The 19,726-nt window shown below is 41.7% G+C and carries 21 protein-coding genes; 19 read left to right on the plus strand and 2 right to left on the minus strand.

All coding sequences use genetic code 11. The annotated features are described in order from the left end of the window. Window positions 1–2 precede the first annotated feature (2 nt). Both hslU and VJ09_RS16420 read left to right on the plus strand, forming a co-directional pair. A complete protein-coding gene (hslU, locus tag VJ09_RS16415) occupies window positions 3–1,406 on the plus strand; it encodes an ATP-dependent protease ATPase subunit HslU (RefSeq protein ID WP_044642675.1) in 1,404 nt (467 codons plus the stop codon). A gap of 217 nt (window positions 1,407–1,623) precedes the next feature. After that, window positions 1,624–2,964, plus strand: a complete 1,341-nt coding sequence (locus VJ09_RS16420) for a hemolysin family protein (protein WP_230199170.1) — start codon at window positions 1,624–1,626, stop codon at window positions 2,962–2,964. A gap of 84 nt (window positions 2,965–3,048) precedes the next feature. Here VJ09_RS16420 and VJ09_RS16425 read toward each other — a convergent pair whose 3' ends face one another. Then, complete coding sequence (locus tag VJ09_RS16425) at window positions 3,049–3,426, minus strand: VOC family protein (protein WP_044642676.1); 378 nt, start codon at window positions 3,424–3,426, stop codon at window positions 3,049–3,051. 335 nt (window positions 3,427–3,761) lie between these two features. Here VJ09_RS16425 and VJ09_RS16430 point away from each other — a divergent pair, with 335 nt between their 5' ends. The 13 genes from VJ09_RS16430 to VJ09_RS16490 all read left to right on the plus strand — a co-directional run bounded on the left by VJ09_RS16430 (window position 3,762) and on the right by VJ09_RS16490 (window position 16,864). Continuing rightward, window positions 3,762–5,666, plus strand: a complete 1,905-nt coding sequence (locus VJ09_RS16430; RefSeq protein ID WP_044642677.1) for a tetratricopeptide repeat protein — start codon at window positions 3,762–3,764, stop codon at window positions 5,664–5,666. 151 nt (window positions 5,667–5,817) lie between these two features. After that, window positions 5,818–6,543 carry a 30S ribosomal protein S2 gene (rpsB, locus tag VJ09_RS16435; protein ID WP_044642678.1) on the plus strand — a complete coding sequence of 242 codons (726 nt, stop codon included), beginning with the start codon at window positions 5,818–5,820 and terminating at the stop codon, window positions 6,541–6,543. A gap of 234 nt (window positions 6,544–6,777) precedes the next feature. Further along, window positions 6,778–7,434: a translation elongation factor Ts gene (gene tsf, locus VJ09_RS16440; RefSeq protein ID WP_044642679.1), complete on the plus strand. Its 657-nt coding sequence runs from the start codon at window positions 6,778–6,780 to the stop codon at window positions 7,432–7,434. A gap of 72 nt (window positions 7,435–7,506) precedes the next feature. Further along, complete coding sequence (gene pyrH / locus VJ09_RS16445; protein ID WP_044642680.1) at window positions 7,507–8,229, plus strand: UMP kinase; 723 nt, start codon at window positions 7,507–7,509, stop codon at window positions 8,227–8,229. Between the two features lie 5 nt (window positions 8,230–8,234). Then, window positions 8,235–8,792: a ribosome recycling factor gene (frr, locus tag VJ09_RS16450; protein WP_044642681.1), complete on the plus strand. Its 558-nt coding sequence runs from the start codon at window positions 8,235–8,237 to the stop codon at window positions 8,790–8,792. Between the two features lie 79 nt (window positions 8,793–8,871). Beyond that, entirely contained in the window at window positions 8,872–9,657 is a 786-nt protein-coding gene (locus VJ09_RS16455) for an isoprenyl transferase (protein WP_044642682.1), read from the plus strand. Window positions 9,658–9,677: 20 nt separating this feature from the next. Beyond that, complete coding sequence (locus VJ09_RS16460; protein ID WP_044642683.1) at window positions 9,678–10,481, plus strand: phosphatidate cytidylyltransferase; 804 nt, start codon at window positions 9,678–9,680, stop codon at window positions 10,479–10,481. Between the two features lie 16 nt (window positions 10,482–10,497). After that, window positions 10,498–11,646, plus strand: a complete 1,149-nt coding sequence (locus tag VJ09_RS16465) for a 1-deoxy-D-xylulose-5-phosphate reductoisomerase (protein ID WP_044642684.1) — start codon at window positions 10,498–10,500, stop codon at window positions 11,644–11,646. 19 nt (window positions 11,647–11,665) lie between these two features. Further along, a complete protein-coding gene (gene rseP, locus VJ09_RS16470; RefSeq protein ID WP_044642989.1) occupies window positions 11,666–12,931 on the plus strand; it encodes an RIP metalloprotease RseP in 1,266 nt (421 codons plus the stop codon). Between the two features lie 20 nt (window positions 12,932–12,951). Continuing rightward, complete coding sequence (locus tag VJ09_RS16475; protein WP_044642685.1) at window positions 12,952–14,661, plus strand: proline--tRNA ligase; 1,710 nt, start codon at window positions 12,952–12,954, stop codon at window positions 14,659–14,661. A 212-nt stretch (window positions 14,662–14,873) separates the two neighbouring features. Continuing rightward, window positions 14,874–15,683 carry a hypothetical protein gene (locus tag VJ09_RS18745; RefSeq protein ID WP_187118729.1) on the plus strand — a complete coding sequence of 270 codons (810 nt, stop codon included), beginning with the start codon at window positions 14,874–14,876 and terminating at the stop codon, window positions 15,681–15,683. A gap of 38 nt (window positions 15,684–15,721) precedes the next feature. Then, window positions 15,722–16,261 carry a class D sortase gene (locus VJ09_RS16485; RefSeq protein WP_044642686.1) on the plus strand — a complete coding sequence of 180 codons (540 nt, stop codon included), beginning with the start codon at window positions 15,722–15,724 and terminating at the stop codon, window positions 16,259–16,261. 21 nt (window positions 16,262–16,282) lie between these two features. Further along, on the plus strand, window positions 16,283–16,864 hold the full coding sequence (locus VJ09_RS16490) for a GNAT family N-acetyltransferase (protein WP_052807471.1): 582 nt from the start codon (window positions 16,283–16,285) through the stop codon (window positions 16,862–16,864). A gap of 19 nt (window positions 16,865–16,883) precedes the next feature. Here the strand turns inward: VJ09_RS16490 and VJ09_RS16495 are convergent, their stop codons facing one another. Then, window positions 16,884–17,333 (minus strand): hypothetical protein, encoded by a 450-nt coding sequence (locus tag VJ09_RS16495; protein WP_044642687.1) that lies wholly within the window; start codon window positions 17,331–17,333, stop codon window positions 16,884–16,886. Between the two features lie 180 nt (window positions 17,334–17,513). Between VJ09_RS16495 and rimP the strand changes: the two genes are divergently transcribed. From rimP to VJ09_RS16515, 4 genes are read left to right on the plus strand one after another with little or no spacing between them, the layout of a single operon-like run. Next, entirely contained in the window at window positions 17,514–17,975 is a 462-nt protein-coding gene (gene rimP, locus VJ09_RS16500) for a ribosome maturation factor RimP (protein ID WP_044642688.1), read from the plus strand. A 24-nt stretch (window positions 17,976–17,999) separates the two neighbouring features. Continuing rightward, the gene (gene nusA, locus VJ09_RS16505) at window positions 18,000–19,109 is read left to right on the plus strand and encodes a transcription termination factor NusA (RefSeq protein ID WP_044642689.1); all 1,110 of its coding nucleotides are present in this window, start codon (window positions 18,000–18,002) and stop codon (window positions 19,107–19,109) included. Between the two features lie 34 nt (window positions 19,110–19,143). Further along, the gene (gene rnpM / locus VJ09_RS16510) at window positions 19,144–19,422 is read left to right on the plus strand and encodes an RNase P modulator RnpM (RefSeq protein ID WP_044642690.1); all 279 of its coding nucleotides are present in this window, start codon (window positions 19,144–19,146) and stop codon (window positions 19,420–19,422) included. Then, window positions 19,412–19,714, plus strand: a complete 303-nt coding sequence (locus tag VJ09_RS16515) for a YlxQ family RNA-binding protein (RefSeq protein WP_267904322.1) — start codon at window positions 19,412–19,414, stop codon at window positions 19,712–19,714. Before rnpM ends, VJ09_RS16515 begins: the two co-directional genes overlap by 11 nt. Window positions 19,715–19,726 lie beyond the last annotated feature (12 nt).

Genomic DNA, 19,726 nt, shown 5'->3' on the forward strand with positions numbered 1-19,726 from the left:
GGATGCATCCAAATGAGAAATGGACTCCTAGACAGATCGTAGAAGAACTTGATAAGTACATAGTAGGACAGCAAGAAGCAAAACGAGCAGTAGCGGTGGCGCTTCGTAATCGTTATCGTCGTAGTCTTCTCGCACCAGAACTCCGTGAAGAGATCATCCCAAAAAATATTTTGATGATTGGACCGACTGGTGTTGGAAAAACAGAAATCGCTCGTCGTTTGGCCAAATTGGTCGGAGCCCCATTTGTCAAATTAGAAGCAACTAAATTTACAGAAGTAGGCTATGTAGGTCGAGATGTGGAATCGATGGTACGTGATCTTGTGGAAACAGCAATTCGAATGCTCAAAGACGAGAAGATCGACAGTGTCCAAGATCAAGCAAGAGAGTTGGCAGAGGAACGTCTAATCGAGTTACTGGTTCCAGAGAAGAAATCTACTACCTCCTTCCAGAATCCGTTTGAAGCATTATTCCAACGTCCAGGTAGTAATACTCAATCAGCTGAAAGTGACTCTAGTGAGAAAACGCGTGTTCGACAGGAACGTCGCCGTGTTCGGGATCGTTTGGCGAGTGGAGAGTTGGAGAATGAATTGGTAGAGATAGAAGTAGAGGAACAGACACCGTCGATGTTGGATCTCCTAGGAGGTGCTGGGAACGATCAGATGGGAATGAATATGCAAGATATGTTTAGTCATCTGATACCAAAGCGTACTAAAAAACGTCGTTTACCAGTAAAAGAAGCCCGTGAAGTTCTAACGCTACAAGAAGGCCAGAAGTTGATCGATATGGATCAGGTTCACCAAGAAGCATTAGAACGAGTAGAACAGTCTGGGATTATTTTCTTAGATGAGATCGACAAGATAGCGGGTAAGGATCATCGCGGACCAGATGTATCGCGTGAAGGTGTACAGCGTGACATTCTTCCAATCGTCGAAGGTTCCACTGTTATGACCAAATATGGTCCGGTTCGTACAGATCATATTCTTTTTATCGCTGCTGGTGCGTTCCATGTTGCCAAACCGTCTGATCTCATTCCTGAATTACAGGGGCGTTTTCCAATTCGGGTAGAGCTAAAAGATCTAACAGCCGATGACTTTTTCCGGATTCTAACTGAGCCACAAAGTGCATTAACCAAGCAATATACTGCTCTTCTAGAAACAGAGGGAATTCAGGTTACCTTTACCGAGGAGGCAATTCGTGAGTTAGCAGAACTATCGGCTAAAGTGAACTCGACGACAGAAAATATTGGTGCTCGTCGTCTTCACACCATTTTGGAACGCCTTCTAGAAGAACTCTCTTTTTCTGCACCTGAAGTAACTCTGGAAGAAGTCGTGATTACACCTCATTATGTGAGAGAGCGACTTGCTGGTGTGGTAGAAGATCAAGATCTTAGCCAATATATCTTATAGAATCCTAGCCTTTTGCTATCTGGCAAAAGGCTTTTTTGTTAAAAGAATGGCAGGGCTTGTTGGAATTTTACGCGAAATTTTTGACAATCTGATTACAAATTGTTCGCTTTTTACAGAATGGAATTAGATAAATCGTGATTGTATTATTTTACCTAGTTCACTAATCGAAATTCCTGTATAATATGATCTTAAATAGTATTAATGGAGGAATGTTTGCTTGGAAAGTGACAGTTTTAGTTTGTTGGATATTACATGGAAATTAGGCTTAGTAATGTTTCTAGTACTGTTGAATGGATTTTTTGTCGCAGCAGAGTTTGCGATTGTGAAAGCACGTTCAACAAGGATTGCACAACTAACTACTTCCCAAGGAAAAATGGCTCAAAAAGTAATTCGCAATATGGACGCATACCTATCTGCTACCCAGCTGGGGATTACACTCGCGTCCTTAGGACTTGGTTGGGTAGGGGAACCAACAATTGCCGCAATGATTGAACCGATTTTTCATTATGTAGGTATACCAGAGGTATTGCTTCATCCAATTGCTTTTGCGATTGCCTTCTCTATTATGAGTTATTTGCATATCGTTATAGGTGAGATGGCACCAAAATCTCTAGCGATCCGCAAGGCTGAGACGACTACGTTGTGGACGGCTAGACCACTTCATCTCTTCTATATTATCTTCAAACCATTTATCGTGGTGCTAAATGGATCCGCGAACTGGATTTTGCAGAAATTTGGTATTGGATTGGCAGAAGAACATCAATCAGCACATACTGAAGAAGAGATCCGTCTCATCATTGAGCAGAGCCACAATAGTGGGATTATTGATCAGACGGAATTGAAACTTTTTGATAAAGTGTTTAGTTTTACGGAACGAATTGCGCGAGAAGTGATGGTACCACGAGTTAATATTGTTGGGTTAGACTTAGAGGAACCTCTTGAAGAGAATCTAGAGTTAATTCGCTCTTCCAAATATACGCGATTTCCTGTTTATGAAGGCGATAAAGATCAGATTATCGGACTCTTACTGGTTCGTGATCTCTATGAGAAGATTGCAGATCGCCAACCAATTGAGTTACGTCAGTTAATGCGTCCTGTTATCTCGATCCCTGAAACGATGGAGATTAAAGATGTCATGCGACGTTTCCAAAAAAACAAAACGCATATGGCGATTGTAGTAGATGAATTTGGTGGTACATCTGGCTTAATTACAACAGAAGATATTTTTGAAGAGATTTTTGGAGAAATTCAAGACGAATTTGATGAAGAAGAACCATTTTTTTGTTCGAAAGAGGACGGTACTTCCGTCGATGCGAAAGTGTTGATTGAAGATGTAAATCGCCATTTTGGATTAGAAATCGAAGATCCTGATAATGATACGATTGGTGGATGGCTATTCTCTCGTTTGGAAAGAATCCCTCAAGTAGGGGAGTCCTACGATCTAGGGGAGTTCCGATTTACGATTGAGAGTATGGAGCAACTTGCAATCCATCGCATATTAGTCACTCAAAGGAAAGAAGAGTCAGTAGAAGTCGAAGTAGTGTCCACAGAAGCATAATATAAACGTGCAAAACCCTCTCCTGTTATAAGTGCTGGAGAGGGTTTTGTATTATTCAAAAAAATGGAAACAGGAATTACAGACCTAATACCAGGTTTGAAGTCTGTTTTGGACAAAACCTAATTCATTTCCATCTGGATCTGCAATCGTAAACTGCTTCGTTCCTCTTGGAGTAATATTTAGTTCATCTAAAATAGTAACATTCTCACATCTTTGTACCCGAGCCCATAGTTCTTCTATATTATCTAGATAAAAATGAAAGCGAGTCTGAGCAGATGGATTTTCAATTTTTTCTTCAATTAATCCAAAGGTGGCTCCTTCTTCAGCGTCAAAATGAGCATACTTGGGTTTTTCTGCTGGGAACAAATCTATGGTAAGTAATCCCAATGTGTCCTCGTACCACTTTACAGATTTTTGTAAGTTACTTACATTTGCACGTACATGAAGCAGTCTAGTTCTCATTTTAACTCCCCTTTGAGTCAGCCTAATTTTGAACCTTTTTTCTATTTTACTTGATCCAAGCCCAGAACTCATTATTTTAGGAATTTTATGTCCATTTTTCATGTATCTAATGGGACTTAGTATAGATTATCAGGGACAGTTTTCCTGTTTTATCTCTGTCTTTTGTCGAAAAATGATGATCATGAATAGTTTTGAAGAAATGTTAGAAAAGGTATAATAGATTGCAAGATTATAATTGTTTATATGATATTAGTACATTTTTCTATCATAAAGTCTATTTTACATAATGAAAATTTCTTATTAGTCTTATTACCCTTTAGAAAAGAGGACAGATTATGCGTGAAAAACTTGAATTACTTTTAAAAGCAGGAGATCAAGGTGATATCGATGCGTATTATCAATATGGAAGTCTTGTAGTAAATGGAGAGACTCCTCTACCACAATATAGAGGCGATACATATCTAGAAAAGGCTGCAAAGGCTGGTCATCTAGAAGCGAAGTTTGCTTGGGGAATGCGTTACATAAAGTACCGGAATCATTCTAAGCAAGCTAAGAAATGGTTAGTTGAGTCGGCTGAGGCTGGATTCGAAAAGGCTGCTTATACACTTGGGAAATTCATTTTAGATAAAAAGATACAGAACGAGTCGATTGAAACTGGAATTGAGTGGTTAGAAAAAGCTGCAGAGCTTGGCTCTGATGAAGCGATGTTACTTTTGGGACAGTATTATGGAAAGAAAAACGAGCCAGAAGCTATACAACAAAGCGAACAATGGTACCAACAAGCAGGAGAAAATGGCAATCTTGCGGCAATACTATATCTTGGTATGGCATATATGACAGGTAAGCCTTTTGGGCAAGATGGAGAAAAAGGAGCCGCTTGGTATGAGCTAGCAGTAAAACAAAATAGTTTACAAGCAATGTTGGAGCTGAGTGATTTCCTTATTAAAGGAGAAGCGATTTCACGGAACCTGGAACGAGGAGAACAACTGCTATTAAAAGCTTCTGAATTCAATGGATATGGCTCTGTTTATGATTATGCCAAGAGAGCCAAGTATCAAATGGCACAGTATTATCTTAAAGGAGACATTTTTCCGAAAGATCGCCAAAAAGGTATCAGTTGGCTCCAGCAAGCAGCCAATGCACGACATTATGAGGCAATGTATGAATACGGAGTTCTATTGTTCGATGGCCTTGAAGTTACTCGTGATGTAGAAAGAGCTCGAAACCTGTTCCAAAATGCCTCTTATTATGCTAGAGGGGAATTACGATCTAAGATCATGTGGAAACTAGGTCTGTCTCTTTTAGAACCACCTAAACCAGGGAATGGACGATATTATCTAGAGCAAGCTGCAAACGCTGGACATGTAAAAGCGATGCGTGATTTGGGATACTATTTAATGGATGGAACTTGGATCAACCAAGATCTCGTCAAAGGTGAGGAATGGCTACAAAAAGCAGCAGATCTAGGAGACGAGAGTGCGCTAAGTAATCTTGCTTATTTTTATCTCTTAGGAAAAACACATGTAGTAGACAAAGAAAAAGGACTTCGTCTGTTACAAGAGGGAGCAGAAGCAGGAAACGGTGCGGTCCTAAATCATTATGGCTGGCGTCTTGTTTCTGGTAGTCACGTAGTAAAAGATGTTTCTAAAGGAATCGAGTATCTCCGACGTTCCGTAGAGAAAGGATACTCCTATGCTGCAGCCAATCTAGGTGACTACTTAGTATGTGGCTCTTATGGGGTACAGAAAGATCCGGTAGAAGGGGAACGGTTACTCCGATTGTCTATCGAACAAGGGAATGCTTATGGAATGTACTGCCTTGCTTACGAGATATTAAATGGAAGAGTTCGTTCGAATGTTTCAGAAGCAGAAGAGCTATTGGTTCGTGCAGCTAACTTAGGAGAAGACCGTGCTATGGTAGAGCTAGGCAAACGCTATCGTGATGGAGATAAAGGATTGGCTCAAAATCATTCAAAAGCACTCTACTATTTCCATCTAGCTAGCGAATACAAAAATAGCGACGGGATGAATCTCTATAAGCAATTCCAAGAGCGAGCTTCCACTCGTTGGATCAGAATAGCTGCTGATCAAGGAAATGTAGAGGCACAGTACGAGTTGGGAATGAGATATGCATTTGGTATTGGAGTCTATAAGAGTATATATGAGGCAAAAAAATGGTTGCGTCTCGCTGCGAACCAAGAGAATACAGATGCTGCTGAACTCTTGGCCAAGTTGAATTAAACTAGATGCTTGCATCTTTTTCCTCAATTATGGTATAGTCATCAATGGTGTAAAACACACACGTCAAAGTAGCAGAAGTAGAAGGTGCTGCTTGCAGTCTCTAATCTGCAATGACTTTGGCGGAGGAAAAAACCTAGGGAGGAATTATATTATGGCAGTTGTATCAATGAAACAATTGTTAGAAGCAGGGGTACACTTCGGTCACCAAACCCGTCGTTGGAACCCAAAAATGGCGAAATACATCTTTACTGAGCGTAACGGAATCTACATCATCGACCTACAAAAAACGGTTAAAATGATGGAGCATGCATATAACTTTGCACGCGACCTCGCGGTAGATGGCGGAACCGTTCTCTTCGTTGGTACGAAGAAACAAGCTCAAGAAGCAGTAAAAGAAGAAGCGATCCGTGCAGATCAATTCTTCGTAAACCATCGTTGGTTGGGTGGAACTCTTACCAACTTCTCCACCATCCAAAAACGTGTAAATCGTCTTCATGAACTAGAGCGTATGGAAGAGGATGGTACGTTCGACGTTCTTCCAAAGAAAGAAGTAGTATTGCTCAAAAAAGAACAAGCTCGTCTCGAGAAGTTCTTGGGCGGTATCAAAAATATGAAAAAGCTTCCTGATGCGATCTTTATCATCGACCCTCGTAAAGAGCGTATCGCAGTAGCAGAAGCACGTAAGTTGAACATCCCAATCATCTCGATCGTAGACACCAACTGTGATCCAGACGAGATCGATTACAAAATCCCAGGGAACGACGATGCAATCCGTGCAGTACGTCTGTTCACTTCCAAAATTGCGGACGCACTGATCGAAGGTCGTCAAGGCGAACAAAATCAACCTGCTGAAGCAGCTCAAACACCTGCTTCTTAATCGATATAAAACGAAAGAACGGGTGGCTAGACTCCTGGTCGCCCGTTTTCCATAAAGAAAATTCATTCGGTGAGGAGCTTTTTCTCACTGATATTAGTTGATCTTATCGGGTTTTTATGGGCAGTTATCCCCGCCTAAACCTATTTACTTTCTCCAAGCTTGGAAGCGGGGCTCTTACTAACCGTTAGAATGCAAAAAAGCTTGTTTCTACATAAAAAAGGAGGCACATTCTCAATGGCTATCACAGCTACTATGGTTAAAGAACTGCGTGAGAAAACTGGCGCAGGAATGATGGATTGCAAAAAAGCTCTCACTGAAACTGGTGGGAACATGGAAAAAGCAATTGACTATCTTCGTGAAAACGGGATCGCAAAAGCTGCGAAAAAAGCAGACCGTGTCGCTGCAGAAGGTGTTGTAGAATCTTACATTCATGCGAACGGTCGTATCGGTGTGCTTGTTGAAGTAAACTGTGAAACCGACTTCGTAGCTAAAACCGACGAGTTCAAAACCTTTGTGAAAGACATCGCAATGCAAATTGCTGCGATGAACCCAAAATATGTACGTAAAGAAGAGGTTTCCCAAGAGGATATCGAAAAAGAACGTGCTATTATCCGTGAAACCGCTCTTAAAGAAGGGAAACCAGAGCATATCGTAGATAAAATGGTAGAAGGTCGTCTGAAAAAAGAATTCTATCAAGAAATCTGCTTGCTTGAGCAACCTTTCGTAAAAGAAAGCAAAAAAACCATCGACCAAATGGTAAAAGAGAAAATCGCGAAAATTGGAGAGAATATCTCTATTCGTCGCTTTGTTCGCTATGAGTTGGGCGAAGGTATTGAAAAACGTGTAGACAACTTCGTAGAAGAAGTAATGTCTCAAGTAAACAAAGGCTAATGCAGCATAATGGGGAACACTCACAAACGTGTTCCCTTTTTTTGCAAGTAAGATTAGGATAGGAGGATGTAGATGACGACGCCCAAATACAACCGAGTCGTACTAAAATTAAGCGGAGAAGCTCTAGCAGGCAATGATGGCTATGGGATTAACTCCGAAGTGCTAAATTCCATTGCCAAACAAATCAAAGAAATTGTAGACTTAGGAGTACAAGTTGCATTAGTAGTGGGTGGAGGAAACATCTGGCGCGGAATTTCTGGTACCCAACGTGGTATGGACCGAGCAACAGCTGATTATATGGGGATGTTAGCTACGGTGATGAATTCGCTCGCTCTTCAAGATGCATTAGAAAATATGGGGATTCCGACTCGGGTGCAGACTTCAATCGAAATGCGCCAAGTTGCGGAACCATATATTCGTCGTCGGGCCATCCGACATCTGGAAAAAGGTCGTGTCATCATTCTCGCAGCTGGTAACGGTACTCCGTTCTTCTCGACTGATACTACCTCTGCGCTTCGTGCAGCAGAGATCGAAGCAGAAGTGATCCTCATGGCGAAGAATAATGTAGATGGAGTCTATGACTCGGATCCACGCACCAATCCTGAAGCGAAAAAATATGAAACCCTAACCTATCTAGATCTTCTCAACCAAGGACTTGCTGTGATGGACTCTACTGCGTCCTCGCTTTGTATGGACAACAATATTCCACTTATTGTCTTTAACATTTCGGAAGAAGGAAATATCCGTCGCGTGGTTTTAGGTGAGCATATCGGTACGACTGTAAGGGGGAACTAATTAGTATGGTGAATAATGTAAAACAACAAGCACAAGAAAAAATGCAAAAAGCGATCCAAGCACTAAAGCGGGATCTTTTGACTTTACGTGCAGGAAGAGCAAACCCTGCTATCTTAGAAAAAGTGCAAGTGGAGTACTATGGTAGCGAAGTGCCAATTAACCAAGTAGCTAATATTTCTGTTCCTGATCCACGGACGCTTTTGATACAACCTTGGGACAAGTCTTCCTTGGGGGATATTGAGCGTGCCATTTTAAAATCAGAGTTGGGCCTAACTCCGAACAACGATGGAAATGTAATTCGGATTAGTATTCCTGCTTTGACTGAGCAACGCCGGAATGAATTGGTGAAATTGGCTCGTAAAATGGGTGAAGATGCAAAAGTAGCGATCCGCAATGTCCGTCGTGATGCAAACGATGAATTGAAAAAGCTAGAGAAGAATGGAGAAGTCCCTGAAGATCTAGCTCGCCGCAGTGTTGATGATGTACAAAAAGTAACAGACAATTCCATTAAAGAAACCGACCAAGTAGTAGCTTCCAAAGAAGAAGAAATCATGGAAATCTAATGCGGATGCGAGAAACCCCCTGATTCTTTAGGGGGTTTTCTGGCTAATTCTAAGCAAAAAACTGATGGGGGGTATGAAGATGATCGGTACTTTTAAAAAATGGGTCTCTGGCTCAACGACCGAACAAGTGTTAAGTGAACAAGAAATGTATGAACAGATTCAGAAACATCCTGTTCCAGAACATATTGGCATTATCATGGATGGAAATGGACGCTGGGCCAAAAAGCGAGGTCTTCCTCGTACAGCGGGCCATGCAGCAGGAATGAAACGTGTTCGTGAAACGATTCGAATAGCCAATGATCTTGGCATAAAAGCTCTGACTCTCTATTCTTTTTCTACTGAAAACTTTAAGCGCCCCAAAGAAGAAGTAGAGTACTTGATGAAGCTCCCGATTGAGTTTCTGCGGACAGATCTACAGGAACTAGTTGATCGTAATGTGAAGGTGCAGATGTTGGGAGATAAAGAGAAAACGCCTAGTTATACCCAATCCGCACTTCGGGAATTTGAGGTCCAGACAGAGCATAATACTGGGATGATTTTGAACTTTGCGATAAGCTATGGTTCTCGTGATGAGATCTTACAAGCTATACGAGAGATTATAGAAGAAGTAGAAAAAGGTAATATTGATAAAGATCAGATTACCGAACAAGTAATGAGTGACCATCTCTTAACAAGAGGAATCCCTGATCCTGATTTGATCATTCGTTCTAGTGGAGAGATCCGAATCAGTAACTTTCTCTTGTGGCAACTCGCATACAGTGAGCTCTGGTTTACCGAGGAATTATGGCCGGACTTTTCCAAAAAAGTATTCTATCAAGCCATCCTTGACTTCCAGAAACGAAATCGTCGCTATGGTGCAGTTTAAGTAGAACAGGAGCAGTAACCATGAAAGAACGTGTCATCACGGGAGGGTTGGGAGCTGCTGGTTTCTTAACTCTGTTATATCTAGGTGGATGGTGGTATACAACACTTATCTTTATCATTGCACTCATTGCATTTTGGGAATATAGCCGTACTTTAGGCTATTCACAAGGGTGGATTCCCATGGGGATTGGATATTTGGGCGTCACTCTCATCCTACTTTCCAACCTACCACAGCTACAGGGCGATTCCCTATTCGGAGTGGATTTAAGCAAAACTTACTTGCTCATTTTGTTACTATATTTTATATGGATGGTTTTAAGCCGGAATCATTTAGATATCTATCGTCTCTCCTTTTTATTCGTTGGCGTAATGTACATAGGATTTGGATTTTCTCTGATGATGGAAACAGTATGGCGAGAGAATGGGCTTGGGTTTGCCCTCTCGTTGCTCGTTGTATTGGTTACATTTGCAAATGATTCTGGAGCTTATTTTGTTGGGAGAAAATGGGGAAAACGAAAACTGTGGCCTCATATTAGTCCTAAAAAGACAGTGGAAGGGTCGCTCGCTGGTATTGCCTTTGGAGTCCTTTTTGCAATCCCAATTGGCCTGTTCTTCCCGATCCTTGGTTCGATACCTTATGTCCTATTCTTAGGTTTCCTTACGGCAGTTGTAGGTCAAATCGGCGATTTAGTAGAATCAGCAATTAAGCGTACTACTGGGGTCAAAGACTCTGGAAAAATTTTACCTGGTCATGGTGGCATGTTAGATCGTTTTGATAGCTTGCTCTTTACCTTTTTAGTCTTACACATCTTTGATTTACTGTAAGGGGAGAAACGTTTAGATGTTAGAGAGAATTGCAATCCTTGGTTCTACTGGCTCTATTGGGACGAGTACATTAGAAGTAGTGCGACAACATCGTGAAGAGTTCGAGGTAGTAGCTTTAGCTGCTGGTAACAATGTAGAGCGTATGATTGAGCAAGTTCGAGAATTTTCTCCAAAGCTTGTCTCCATGGCAACTGAGGATGCAGCAGAAAGAGTCCGTCGGGAAGTATCTTCCGAGGTACAAGTGGTTTGGGGAACAGAATCATTGTCACTCGTTGCACAACACCCAGATGCGACATATGTTGTCTCTTCATTGGTAGGTAGTATGGGATTGCCACCCACTCTTGCTGCAATTGAGGCAGGGAAAAAAGTGGGGTTGGCTAATAAAGAGACTCTGGTAACAGCAGGACATCTAGTAACAGAAGCTGCGAAAAAATACCAAGTGCCAATTTTACCAATTGACAGCGAACATTCTGCTTTATTCCAGTGTTTAAACGGAGAACGAAAAGAAGATGTTCGTAAAATCATCCTGACCGCTTCAGGTGGTTCATTCCGTGATAAGACACGAGAGGAATTAGTAGGAGTAACCAAAGAACAAGCACTCAAGCATCCTAACTGGTCTATGGGAGCGAAAGTGACGATTGATTCAGCAACATTGATGAATAAAGGTCTGGAAGTGATTGAAGCTAGATGGCTTTACGATATGCCATATGAAGAGATTGAAGTGTTGATCCATCCACAAAGTATCATCCACTCCATGGTGGAATTCCATGACGGTGCAGTAATGGCACAACTAGGAACACCTGATATGAAAGTCCCAATTCAATATGCACTCTCTTATCCAAAACGTTTACCACTCCAAACTGAAGCACTAGACTTTGTAAAATTAGCTAGACTCGACTTCCGAGCACCAGATTTGAAACGTTATCCTTGCTTACGTATGGCATATGATGCAGGAATAGCAGGTGGCACCATGACAACCGTGTTGAATGCAGCGAACGAAGTGGCAGTCGAGAAGTTCTTACACGATGAAATTCCATTCTTGCAAATTGAAACGATCGTTGAAGAAGCTCTAAACCGTCACCAAAAAATAGAGAACCCCAACTTAGAAGAGATTGAGTGGGCTGATCGTTGGGCAAGGGATTTTGCGTCGTCATTCAACGTTTAGGTGGTGAAGCAATTTGTTTATGTTGAAGACTGTGGTTTCTTTTATTGTTGTCTTAGGGCTTTTGGTGTTTATTCATGAACTAGGACATTTTCTCTTTGCGAAAAGAGCAGGAATCCTCGTTCGTGAATTTGCCATTGGATTTGGTCCCAAGATTTTTACTCGTAAAAGAGGTGAAACCACTTACTCTGTTCGACTCCTTCCGCTTGGTGGCTATGTTCGAATGGCAGGAGAAGACCCTGAAGTGCTCGAAGTTAAGACAGGGACTTTGGTCTACGCTTCGCAAACATCGGAAGGAAAAATCGATCACCTCTATTTCTATGAACCAATCGGGTTAGATCGTGAGTTAATGGTTGGAAGAATTGTGGAGATAGACTGGGAAAAAGAACTGTTTGTTTGTTTGGAAACAGAGGATGAACAAGAAGTTCGATATGATCTTCATCCAACAGCGATTCTCCATGTTGACTCCAAAAACGAGATGCAGATTGCTCCATGGGATCGTCAATTTGGTTCTAAAACGTCTGGACAAAAGGCAATGACTATTTTTGCCGGTCCTCTGTTTAATTTAGTGCTGACTGTTCTTCTTTTTATTCTGTATACATCGCTTACTGGTGTAGAATATCGGTTACCAGTGCAACTAATTCAACCAAACTCTCCTGCGCAACAAGCTGGAATTTTACCTGGCGATGAGATTCAAGGCGTCTCAGGTAAAAAAGTAGATACGTATGATATGTTACGTTATGAATTACTCGAGTCTGGTGGGAAAGAAGTTATATTGAAAGTGAAACGAGGAGACCAGCTACTAGATATTCCTGTTACGCCACAGAAAATAGGTGATGGGTATATTATCGGGGCTACGTTTAACCAAAATCAGATGCTTCGAGATGCAACATTGTTGGAATCCATCCAAAGTGGATTTAAAGCTACCTATAATTGGTCAGTGGTTCTTTTTGAAGGCTTCGGAAAGTTAATTACAGGACAAGTATCAATCAAAAGTTTAGGTGGGCCAGTTCAGATTGGGGAAGTAACAGGGAAAGTAGCGGATGCTGGTATATTGCCGCTCGTTCGTTGGGCAGCTCTACTCAGCTTGAACTTAGCTATTTTCAACTTACTACCAATCCCTGCACTCGATGGTAGCCGCCTCGTATTTATTGGGTTGGAAGCGGTTCGGGGCAAACCGATCAGCCCTAACAAAGAGAGTATGGTACATTTTGTAGGATTTGCTCTCTTGATGATGTTGATGCTAGTCGTCACATACAACGACATTATGAAACTATTGCCTAGTTAGATAGAGAAAGAGGAGTCAGCATGAGACAGAAACACGCTTTGATTCCTACACTTAGAACAGTTGGCGAAGCGGAGATGATGAGTCATCAATTATTATTACGTGCCGGTATGATTCGCCAACTTGCTGCAGGAATCTATAGTTATTTACCTTTAGCTCAACGCTCTCTTCGTAAAATTGAGCAGATCGTTCGAGAAGAGATGGATGGCATTGAAGGACAAGAAGTTCTTCTTCCTGCAATGAATCCAGCAGAACTTTGGGAAGAGACAGGACGGTATCAAAACTATGGTCCTGAGTTAGTAAAGTTACAAGATCGACATGGAAGAGCTTTTGTGCTTGGACCTACTCATGAAGAAACGATAACGGATTTAGTACGTGATGAGTGGAGTAGTTACAAAAAACTACCTCTCACCCTATATCAGATTCAGACCAAATTCCGTGATGAACGTCGTCCTCGTTCTGGTTTGCTCCGTGGACGAGAATTTATTATGAAAGATGCATACTCATTTCATGCGGATCGGGATTCATTGGATGAGACGTATGACAAAATGTATCAAGCTTATGTAAATATTTTTACAAGATGTGGTCTGGATTTCCGTGCGGTAGAAGCGGATGCGGGTGCTATCGGGGGTAAGGGAACTCATGAGTTTATGGTTCTCGCAGATGCTGGTGAAGATACAATCGTCATATGCAAAGCCTGTGACTATGCAGCTAATGTTGAGATGGCTGAAGTAGTTCAACAGACCGCAAAAGCAGATCCTGATGAAGCGCAGATGCAAAAGGTGGCTACTCCTGGATCTGCAACTATTGCAGATGTAGCAGAATTTCTCCAATTACCAGAGTCTCAAACTGTCAAAACGATGGTATTTCTCGTTGATGGTGAGCCAGTCATGGTATTAGTTCAGGGAGATCATGAAGTAAATGATGTCAAAGTAAAAAATCTATTAAATGCAAGTGTAGTAGAAATGGCTGATGAAGAGACTATCCAAGAGTTTTGTGGAGGTCCGATCGGATACTTAGGTCCTGTTGGTCTAAAGAAAAAAATGAAGGTACTTGCTGATCAAGCATTATTAGCGCATTCTTCTTTTATCATTGGAGCCAATGAACGCGACTATCACTATGTAAATGCAGTAGATGGTCGTGATTTCCAAGTCGATCAATATGCAGACCTACGAAATATCCAAGAAGGCGATGTTTGTCCACGCTGTGGTGGAGAAGTAGGATTTGCAAAAGGACTGGAAGTTGGCCATATTTTCAAATTGGGCACAAGATATAGTGATTCCATGAAAGCAACCTTCTTAGATCAAAATGGAAAAACACAACCTTTTATTATGGGATGCTATGGTATCGGAATCTCTCGTGTATTGGCAGCAATTGTAGAACAGTCTCATGATGAGAATGGAATTATCTGGCCAACGTCTGTGGCACCATTCCAAGTACATGTGGTTGCAGTCAATTCAAAGGACGAGGAGCAGTTACGGGTTGCAGAAAATTTGTATGAGCAATTGCGTGCTTCTGGATATGAGGTACTATTCGATGATCGAGCAGAACGTGCAGGCGTGAAATTCAAAGATGCTGATTTGTTGGGGATTCCAGTGCGTGTTGTGGTGGGAACCAAGGCAAAAGATGGGATTGTCGAATTGAAAATCCGTCGTACAGGGGAAGCTACTGAATGCGCTCCTGAGGAAGTAGTAGGAAAAGTGCCAGAGTTACTTTTGCAAACTGATAAGTAAATTTTATTAACTAGGTTTCCGATGGAAGCCTAGTTTTTTTATATAAAAATGGAGTATCCATAACTAATTTTTGTGACAAAAATTTCATGGTTTTATTCACCAGTATTGCGAAAATGTTCATTTGACAGCAAATTCCCCCTTTCATAATATTAAAATGAGGTAAAATAATTTATCTTTGAATATTGATTTATATAGAAGAGGGGGACAATAATTTGACTAAAAAAGGAAAAATCACTACCGGAATGGTTGCTTTTGGCATTTCCTTGCTAGCACTCAATCCTACTGTTTTAGCTAATACAGAGGTAACTCCAGAAGAGTTATTAAAAGCAGAACCAAAACAAGAACAAACAATTTCTGCTTCTGTCAAAGTATCTGTGAAAACATCGAAAGCCCCAGAAGTAAAAGCAAAAGTGAAAGTTGCTGTTAATATCCTAGGCGAAGATGATCCAAAACCAGATCCAGAGAAGCCAGATCCAGAGGAACCAGATCCAGAGGAGCCAGACCCAGAGGAGCCAGATCCAGAGGAACCAGATCCAGAGGAGCCAGATCCAGAGGAACCAGATCCAGAGGAGCCAGATCCAGAAGAGCCAGATCCAGAAGAGCCAGATCCAGAAGAGCCAGATCCAGAAGAGCCAGATCCAGAGGAGCCAGGAGATGGTGGTGGAGATAATCCAGATCCAGAAGAACCAGGTGACGGCGGTGGAAATAACGGCGGCGGAAATAACGGCGGTGGAAATAACGACGGTGGAAATAACGGCGGTGGAAATAACGGCGGTGGAAATAACGGCGGCGGAAATAACGGCGGCGGAAATAACGGCGGCGGCGGTGACAACGTTGTAGGAAATGATGGCACCCAAACTACCACTCCAGAACCAGTTGAAGTGACTAACCCAATCACTCCTGAGCCAGTTACAACTGGAGAAAAGCTACCAGATACTGCATCCCCATTGCCTTTGGTAGGCCTAGTTGGTGCTGGGTTAGCAGCAGTCGGTGCTTTTCTGAGACGTAAATCTTCCAAATGAAGAATTTTTCTCTCCTGCTCATGGTGGTAGGCTTGGCTATGCTCGGTTACTCTCTTTATGAATTTATCCCTCAACTTACATTAGGCAAACATGGAGATCAGGCTGTAAAAGATGCCATTAAGCAGGCACCGAAACTTGCTACCACTAAAGATGGACCATTATATCCTGTTCGTCCTAAAGTGGGAGAATCGGTAGGAGAACTGATTATTCCTAAGTTAAGTGCTGTTTTACCGATCGTCGAGGGAACAGATGCAGAAGAGTTGGAAAAAGGCGTAGGTCATTTCCGAAAAAGCGCTTTGCCTGGAGAAGAAAATAACAGTGTGTTAAGTGGACATCGAGATACCGTTTTTCGTAGAACAGGGGAGCTAAAGATAGGGGATCCGTTACTTGTAAAAACTAGAGCGGGATTATTCACCTATACAATTGAGAAAACCTGGATTGTAGATGACGAAGACCGAACGGTAATTGTGCCACATCCAGGGGAAAAGTTGCTCACTCTTACTACCTGCTATCCATTTAATTGGATTGGTTCAGCGCCAGAGAGGTATATCATTCAAGCTAGGTTAAAAGAAGTTTAATGGAATGTCAAAATACAATAATTGAATACAAATACGAAAAAACAGCAGAGCGAACGAGACTCTGCTGTTTTTTTGAAATGGGGGAATATTATCAAAATCGTAATACGAGAAGCTAACAAAACAGATGCTGTGTCCTTATTTGCCTGTATCCAAGAAGTATTAGCAAATAGTCCTTATCTGCCTAGATTTCCTGATGAACTGCAGGTTAAAACGATTGAGCAAGAAGAAATTTGGATTGAAAAACAAAAAGAAATGGGTATTTTGTTGGTAGCAGTTGCTGACGGGAAAATCGTTGGTAGTCTAAATCTAAGCAGAGAAAAATGGAAACGTACCAGACATGTTGGGGAATTTGGAATATCCGTTTTACCAAGTTATCAAAATAAAGGAATCGGGCGGAAATTAATGGGAGAATTACTAACTTGGGTATCGAAAAAGACAGATCTACGAAAGATCCGTCTTAGGGTAATGGCTCAAAATGTCGGGGCTATTCATCTGTATAAGTCGTTTGGATTCCAAGAAGAGGGGCGTCTTAAGGAGGAAATTTCCAATATGGATGGAACTTATGATGATACAATTTGGATGGGACTACATCTTCAGCTGTAAGATATTATCTAATAATTCGTTATTTTTTTAGATACTCCATATGTTCCAAAAACCAGTCTCTCGCTCCTCCCCAGAGGTAAAGTTGTTCCATATCACTCCAACATAAAAAGAAACTTGTATCTCGATCCGTAAAGTATAGATTGGTAAGCGGTATCTCTTCTAATACCTGTGATAGACGTGAATCAGGTAGAATGGCAAATAACGAAAGGGCTTGCTGTTCATCCGTGCGATCAAAAAAGATCAACGTCTCTCGTTGTTGTAAATATTCTAGTGCTTTATTCCAAGCATCCAAACCATCTAATCGCAAAATACCTTGGCCTGATGTTTTGTGTAAGTAAAGAGGGAATATCATTGAAGAAGAAAAAAACTGATCTTGTAGTCTATTTTCTACTTCTCTCTTTTCAGATAAGGATAATTCCTGTACAGGTAATTGGTAATCTTTCGAAATATAGGAAAATATTTTCTCCATCTTTGTTCTCCTTTCGAATCTTTTTCTCCATCTTAAACCTGCTTTGCCATTGAAAGATAGTGGATTTGCGCAGTTTTGAATGGTTGTGTTATAATCTTTTTGGCTATACTGAGATGAACGAGAAGAGTGGGTGCAAAACCCACTCTTCTCATATTTTGGCTCAGTTGAGGGGGTATGGCCATGAGCCGCCATGTCACAGAGAAGGTAGAACAACTCGTAGCACCTATTTTAGAAAAAGATGGTTTTGAGTTGGTCGAAGTCGAGTATAAAAAAGAAGGTCAAAACTGGTTCCTGCGCATATTTATGGATCATGAAGACAAGCCGATAGACTTAGACGACTGTAGTCGAATCAGTGAACAGGTAAGTGATATCCTAGATCGTGAGGATCCCATTCCGGGAGCTTACATATTAGAAGTCTCTTCCCCTGGTGCAGAACGGCCTTTAAAAAAACAAACTGATTTTGAACGTGCCATCGGAAAGAATGTGCATGTAAGTACTTACGAACCAATTGAGGGGAAAAAAGCGTTTGAAGGCCTTTTAGAGCTGGTAGAAACCGATCATATTAGTGTAAATGATAATGGTCATGTGATTCAAATACCACGCTCCAAAATAGCCAAGGCGCGACTAGCGATTGTTTTTTAGGTACCGAAGGGAGGATTAGGACCGATGAATGCTGAGTTCATCGAGGCCCTTGATCAACTGGAGAGAGAAAAGGGAATAAGCAAAGATGTTTTACTTGAGGCAATTGAAGCAGCGCTGATTTCAGGATACAAGCGTAACTTTCATTCTGCCCAGAATGTCCGAGTCGATATGAATCGCCATAGTGGACAGATTCGAGTATTTGCACGAAAAAACGTGGTAGAAGAAGTATTGGACCCACGTTTGGAGATTTCACTTGATTCTGCGAAAGAAATCAATCCTACCTATCAATTAGATGATATTGTAGAGATTGAGGTTACCCCAGCAGATTTTGGTCGTATTGCTGCCCAAACTGCGAAACAAGTGGTAACCCAACGTATTCGGGAAGCCGAGCGTTCCATTATTTATCGCGATTTTATCGACCGTGAGGAAGATATTGTAACAGGTGTCGTACAGCGTGCAGATGCACGTTATTATTATGTCGACCTTGGGCGAGTGGAAGCAATCCTCCCACATAATGAGGTAATGCCAAACGAACGCTTTAAACATAATGACCGTGTCAAAGCATTTATCACCAAAGTCGAAAAATCTACAAAGGGTCCTCAGATTTCCTTGTCGCGTACTCATCCAGGATTATTACGTCGTTTGTTTGAATTGGAAGTTCCTGAAATATTTGATGGTACTGTCCAAATTCGCTCCGTAGCTCGAGAAGCTGGCTATCGTTCCAAAGTGGCAGTTCATTCCATTGATGAAAATGTAGATCCAGTGGGAGCGTGTGTTGGTCATAAAGGAGTTCGGGTGCAAACGATTGTGAATGAACTTGGTGGCGAAAAAATTGATATCGTTCGCTGGTCGGAAGATCTGTCAGAATGGATTGCCAGTTCGCTTAGCCCATCTAAAGTAACCTCTGTCACGGTATTTGAAGAGGAAAAAATGGCTCGAGTGATCGTACCTGATCATCAGCTATCTTTAGCAATTGGAAAAGAAGGACAAAACGCTCGTTTAGCAGCGAAATTGACGAACTGGAAGATTGATATCAAAAGCGAGTCGGAAGCGGATGAAGTAACTGATGAGTTAGAGGTTCCAACGAAGGAAGAAGAGTTGGCTCCTTCCATCGAACAAGAAGATCAAGAGTAAGGGCTTCCTTTCGATCTAGTGGGGGTAGCTAGTAATGAAACAAAAGAAGATCCCAATGAGAAAATGTGTAGCATCACAAGAGATGTTTCCAAAAAAAAGCTTGATCCGTATTGTACGTACTCCTGAAAATGAAGTGGTAGTGGATCCAACTGGAAAAAAGTCTGGTAGAGGTGCTTATCTTTGTGCCAAAGAAGAATATATTCAGCTGGCACAAAAGAAAAAAGCATTGGAACGTGCCCTTCAAGTAGCGATTCCCCCAGCTGTTTACGAAGAACTCAGAGAATATGTGAGTCGTCACGCAATTGAAGGATAACTTTCTCCAGAAGTTAGGCCTTGCAATGCGAGCTGGGAAAGTTGTTACAGGAGAAGAGTTAGTAATACGCGAAATACGGTCGGGTAGAGCAGAATTGGTCATTTTGTCGTTAGACGCATCGAGAAATACCGCCAAGAAGATTATGGACAAATGTCAATCGTACCAAGTCCCGATCTTACGTTACGGATCACGGCAAGAACTAGGGCTGGCTGTAGGGAAAGCAGAACGAGTCGTACTGGGGATTGCAGATGCGGGTTTTGCTCGGATGCTAAAAAGCTCGCGATCTGAATAAGACGGGGGTGAA

The organism is Risungbinella massiliensis, from assembly GCF_000942395.1.
In the GTDB taxonomy this organism is placed as follows: domain Bacteria; phylum Bacillota; class Bacilli; order Thermoactinomycetales; family Thermoactinomycetaceae; genus Risungbinella; species Risungbinella massiliensis.

Excerpts from the sequence above, each read along its gene's own strand:
- hslU (WP_044642675.1), top strand. The coding sequence starts at position 3 with ATGCATCCAAATGAGAAATGGACTCCTAGACAGATCGTAGAAGAACTT.
- VJ09_RS16425 (WP_044642676.1), bottom strand. The coding sequence starts at position 3,426 with ATGAGAACTAGACTGCTTCATGTACGTGCAAATGTAAGTAACTTACAA.
- VJ09_RS16430 (WP_044642677.1), top strand. The coding sequence starts at position 3,762 with ATGCGTGAAAAACTTGAATTACTTTTAAAAGCAGGAGATCAAGGTGAT.
- rpsB (WP_044642678.1), top strand. The coding sequence starts at position 5,818 with ATGGCAGTTGTATCAATGAAACAATTGTTAGAAGCAGGGGTACACTTC.
- tsf (WP_044642679.1), top strand. The coding sequence starts at position 6,778 with ATGGCTATCACAGCTACTATGGTTAAAGAACTGCGTGAGAAAACTGGC.
- pyrH (WP_044642680.1), top strand. The coding sequence starts at position 7,507 with ATGACGACGCCCAAATACAACCGAGTCGTACTAAAATTAAGCGGAGAA.
- frr (WP_044642681.1), top strand. The coding sequence starts at position 8,235 with ATGGTGAATAATGTAAAACAACAAGCACAAGAAAAAATGCAAAAAGCG.
- VJ09_RS16455 (WP_044642682.1), top strand. The coding sequence starts at position 8,872 with ATGATCGGTACTTTTAAAAAATGGGTCTCTGGCTCAACGACCGAACAA.
- VJ09_RS16460 (WP_044642683.1), top strand. The coding sequence starts at position 9,678 with ATGAAAGAACGTGTCATCACGGGAGGGTTGGGAGCTGCTGGTTTCTTA.
- VJ09_RS16465 (WP_044642684.1), top strand. The coding sequence starts at position 10,498 with ATGTTAGAGAGAATTGCAATCCTTGGTTCTACTGGCTCTATTGGGACG.
- rseP (WP_044642989.1), top strand. The coding sequence starts at position 11,666 with ATGTTGAAGACTGTGGTTTCTTTTATTGTTGTCTTAGGGCTTTTGGTG.
- VJ09_RS16475 (WP_044642685.1), top strand. The coding sequence starts at position 12,952 with ATGAGACAGAAACACGCTTTGATTCCTACACTTAGAACAGTTGGCGAA.
- VJ09_RS16485 (WP_044642686.1), top strand. The coding sequence starts at position 15,722 with ATGCTCGGTTACTCTCTTTATGAATTTATCCCTCAACTTACATTAGGC.
- VJ09_RS16495 (WP_044642687.1), bottom strand. The coding sequence starts at position 17,333 with ATGGAGAAAATATTTTCCTATATTTCGAAAGATTACCAATTACCTGTA.
- rimP (WP_044642688.1), top strand. The coding sequence starts at position 17,514 with ATGAGCCGCCATGTCACAGAGAAGGTAGAACAACTCGTAGCACCTATT.
- nusA (WP_044642689.1), top strand. The coding sequence starts at position 18,000 with ATGAATGCTGAGTTCATCGAGGCCCTTGATCAACTGGAGAGAGAAAAG.
- rnpM (WP_044642690.1), top strand. The coding sequence starts at position 19,144 with ATGAAACAAAAGAAGATCCCAATGAGAAAATGTGTAGCATCACAAGAG.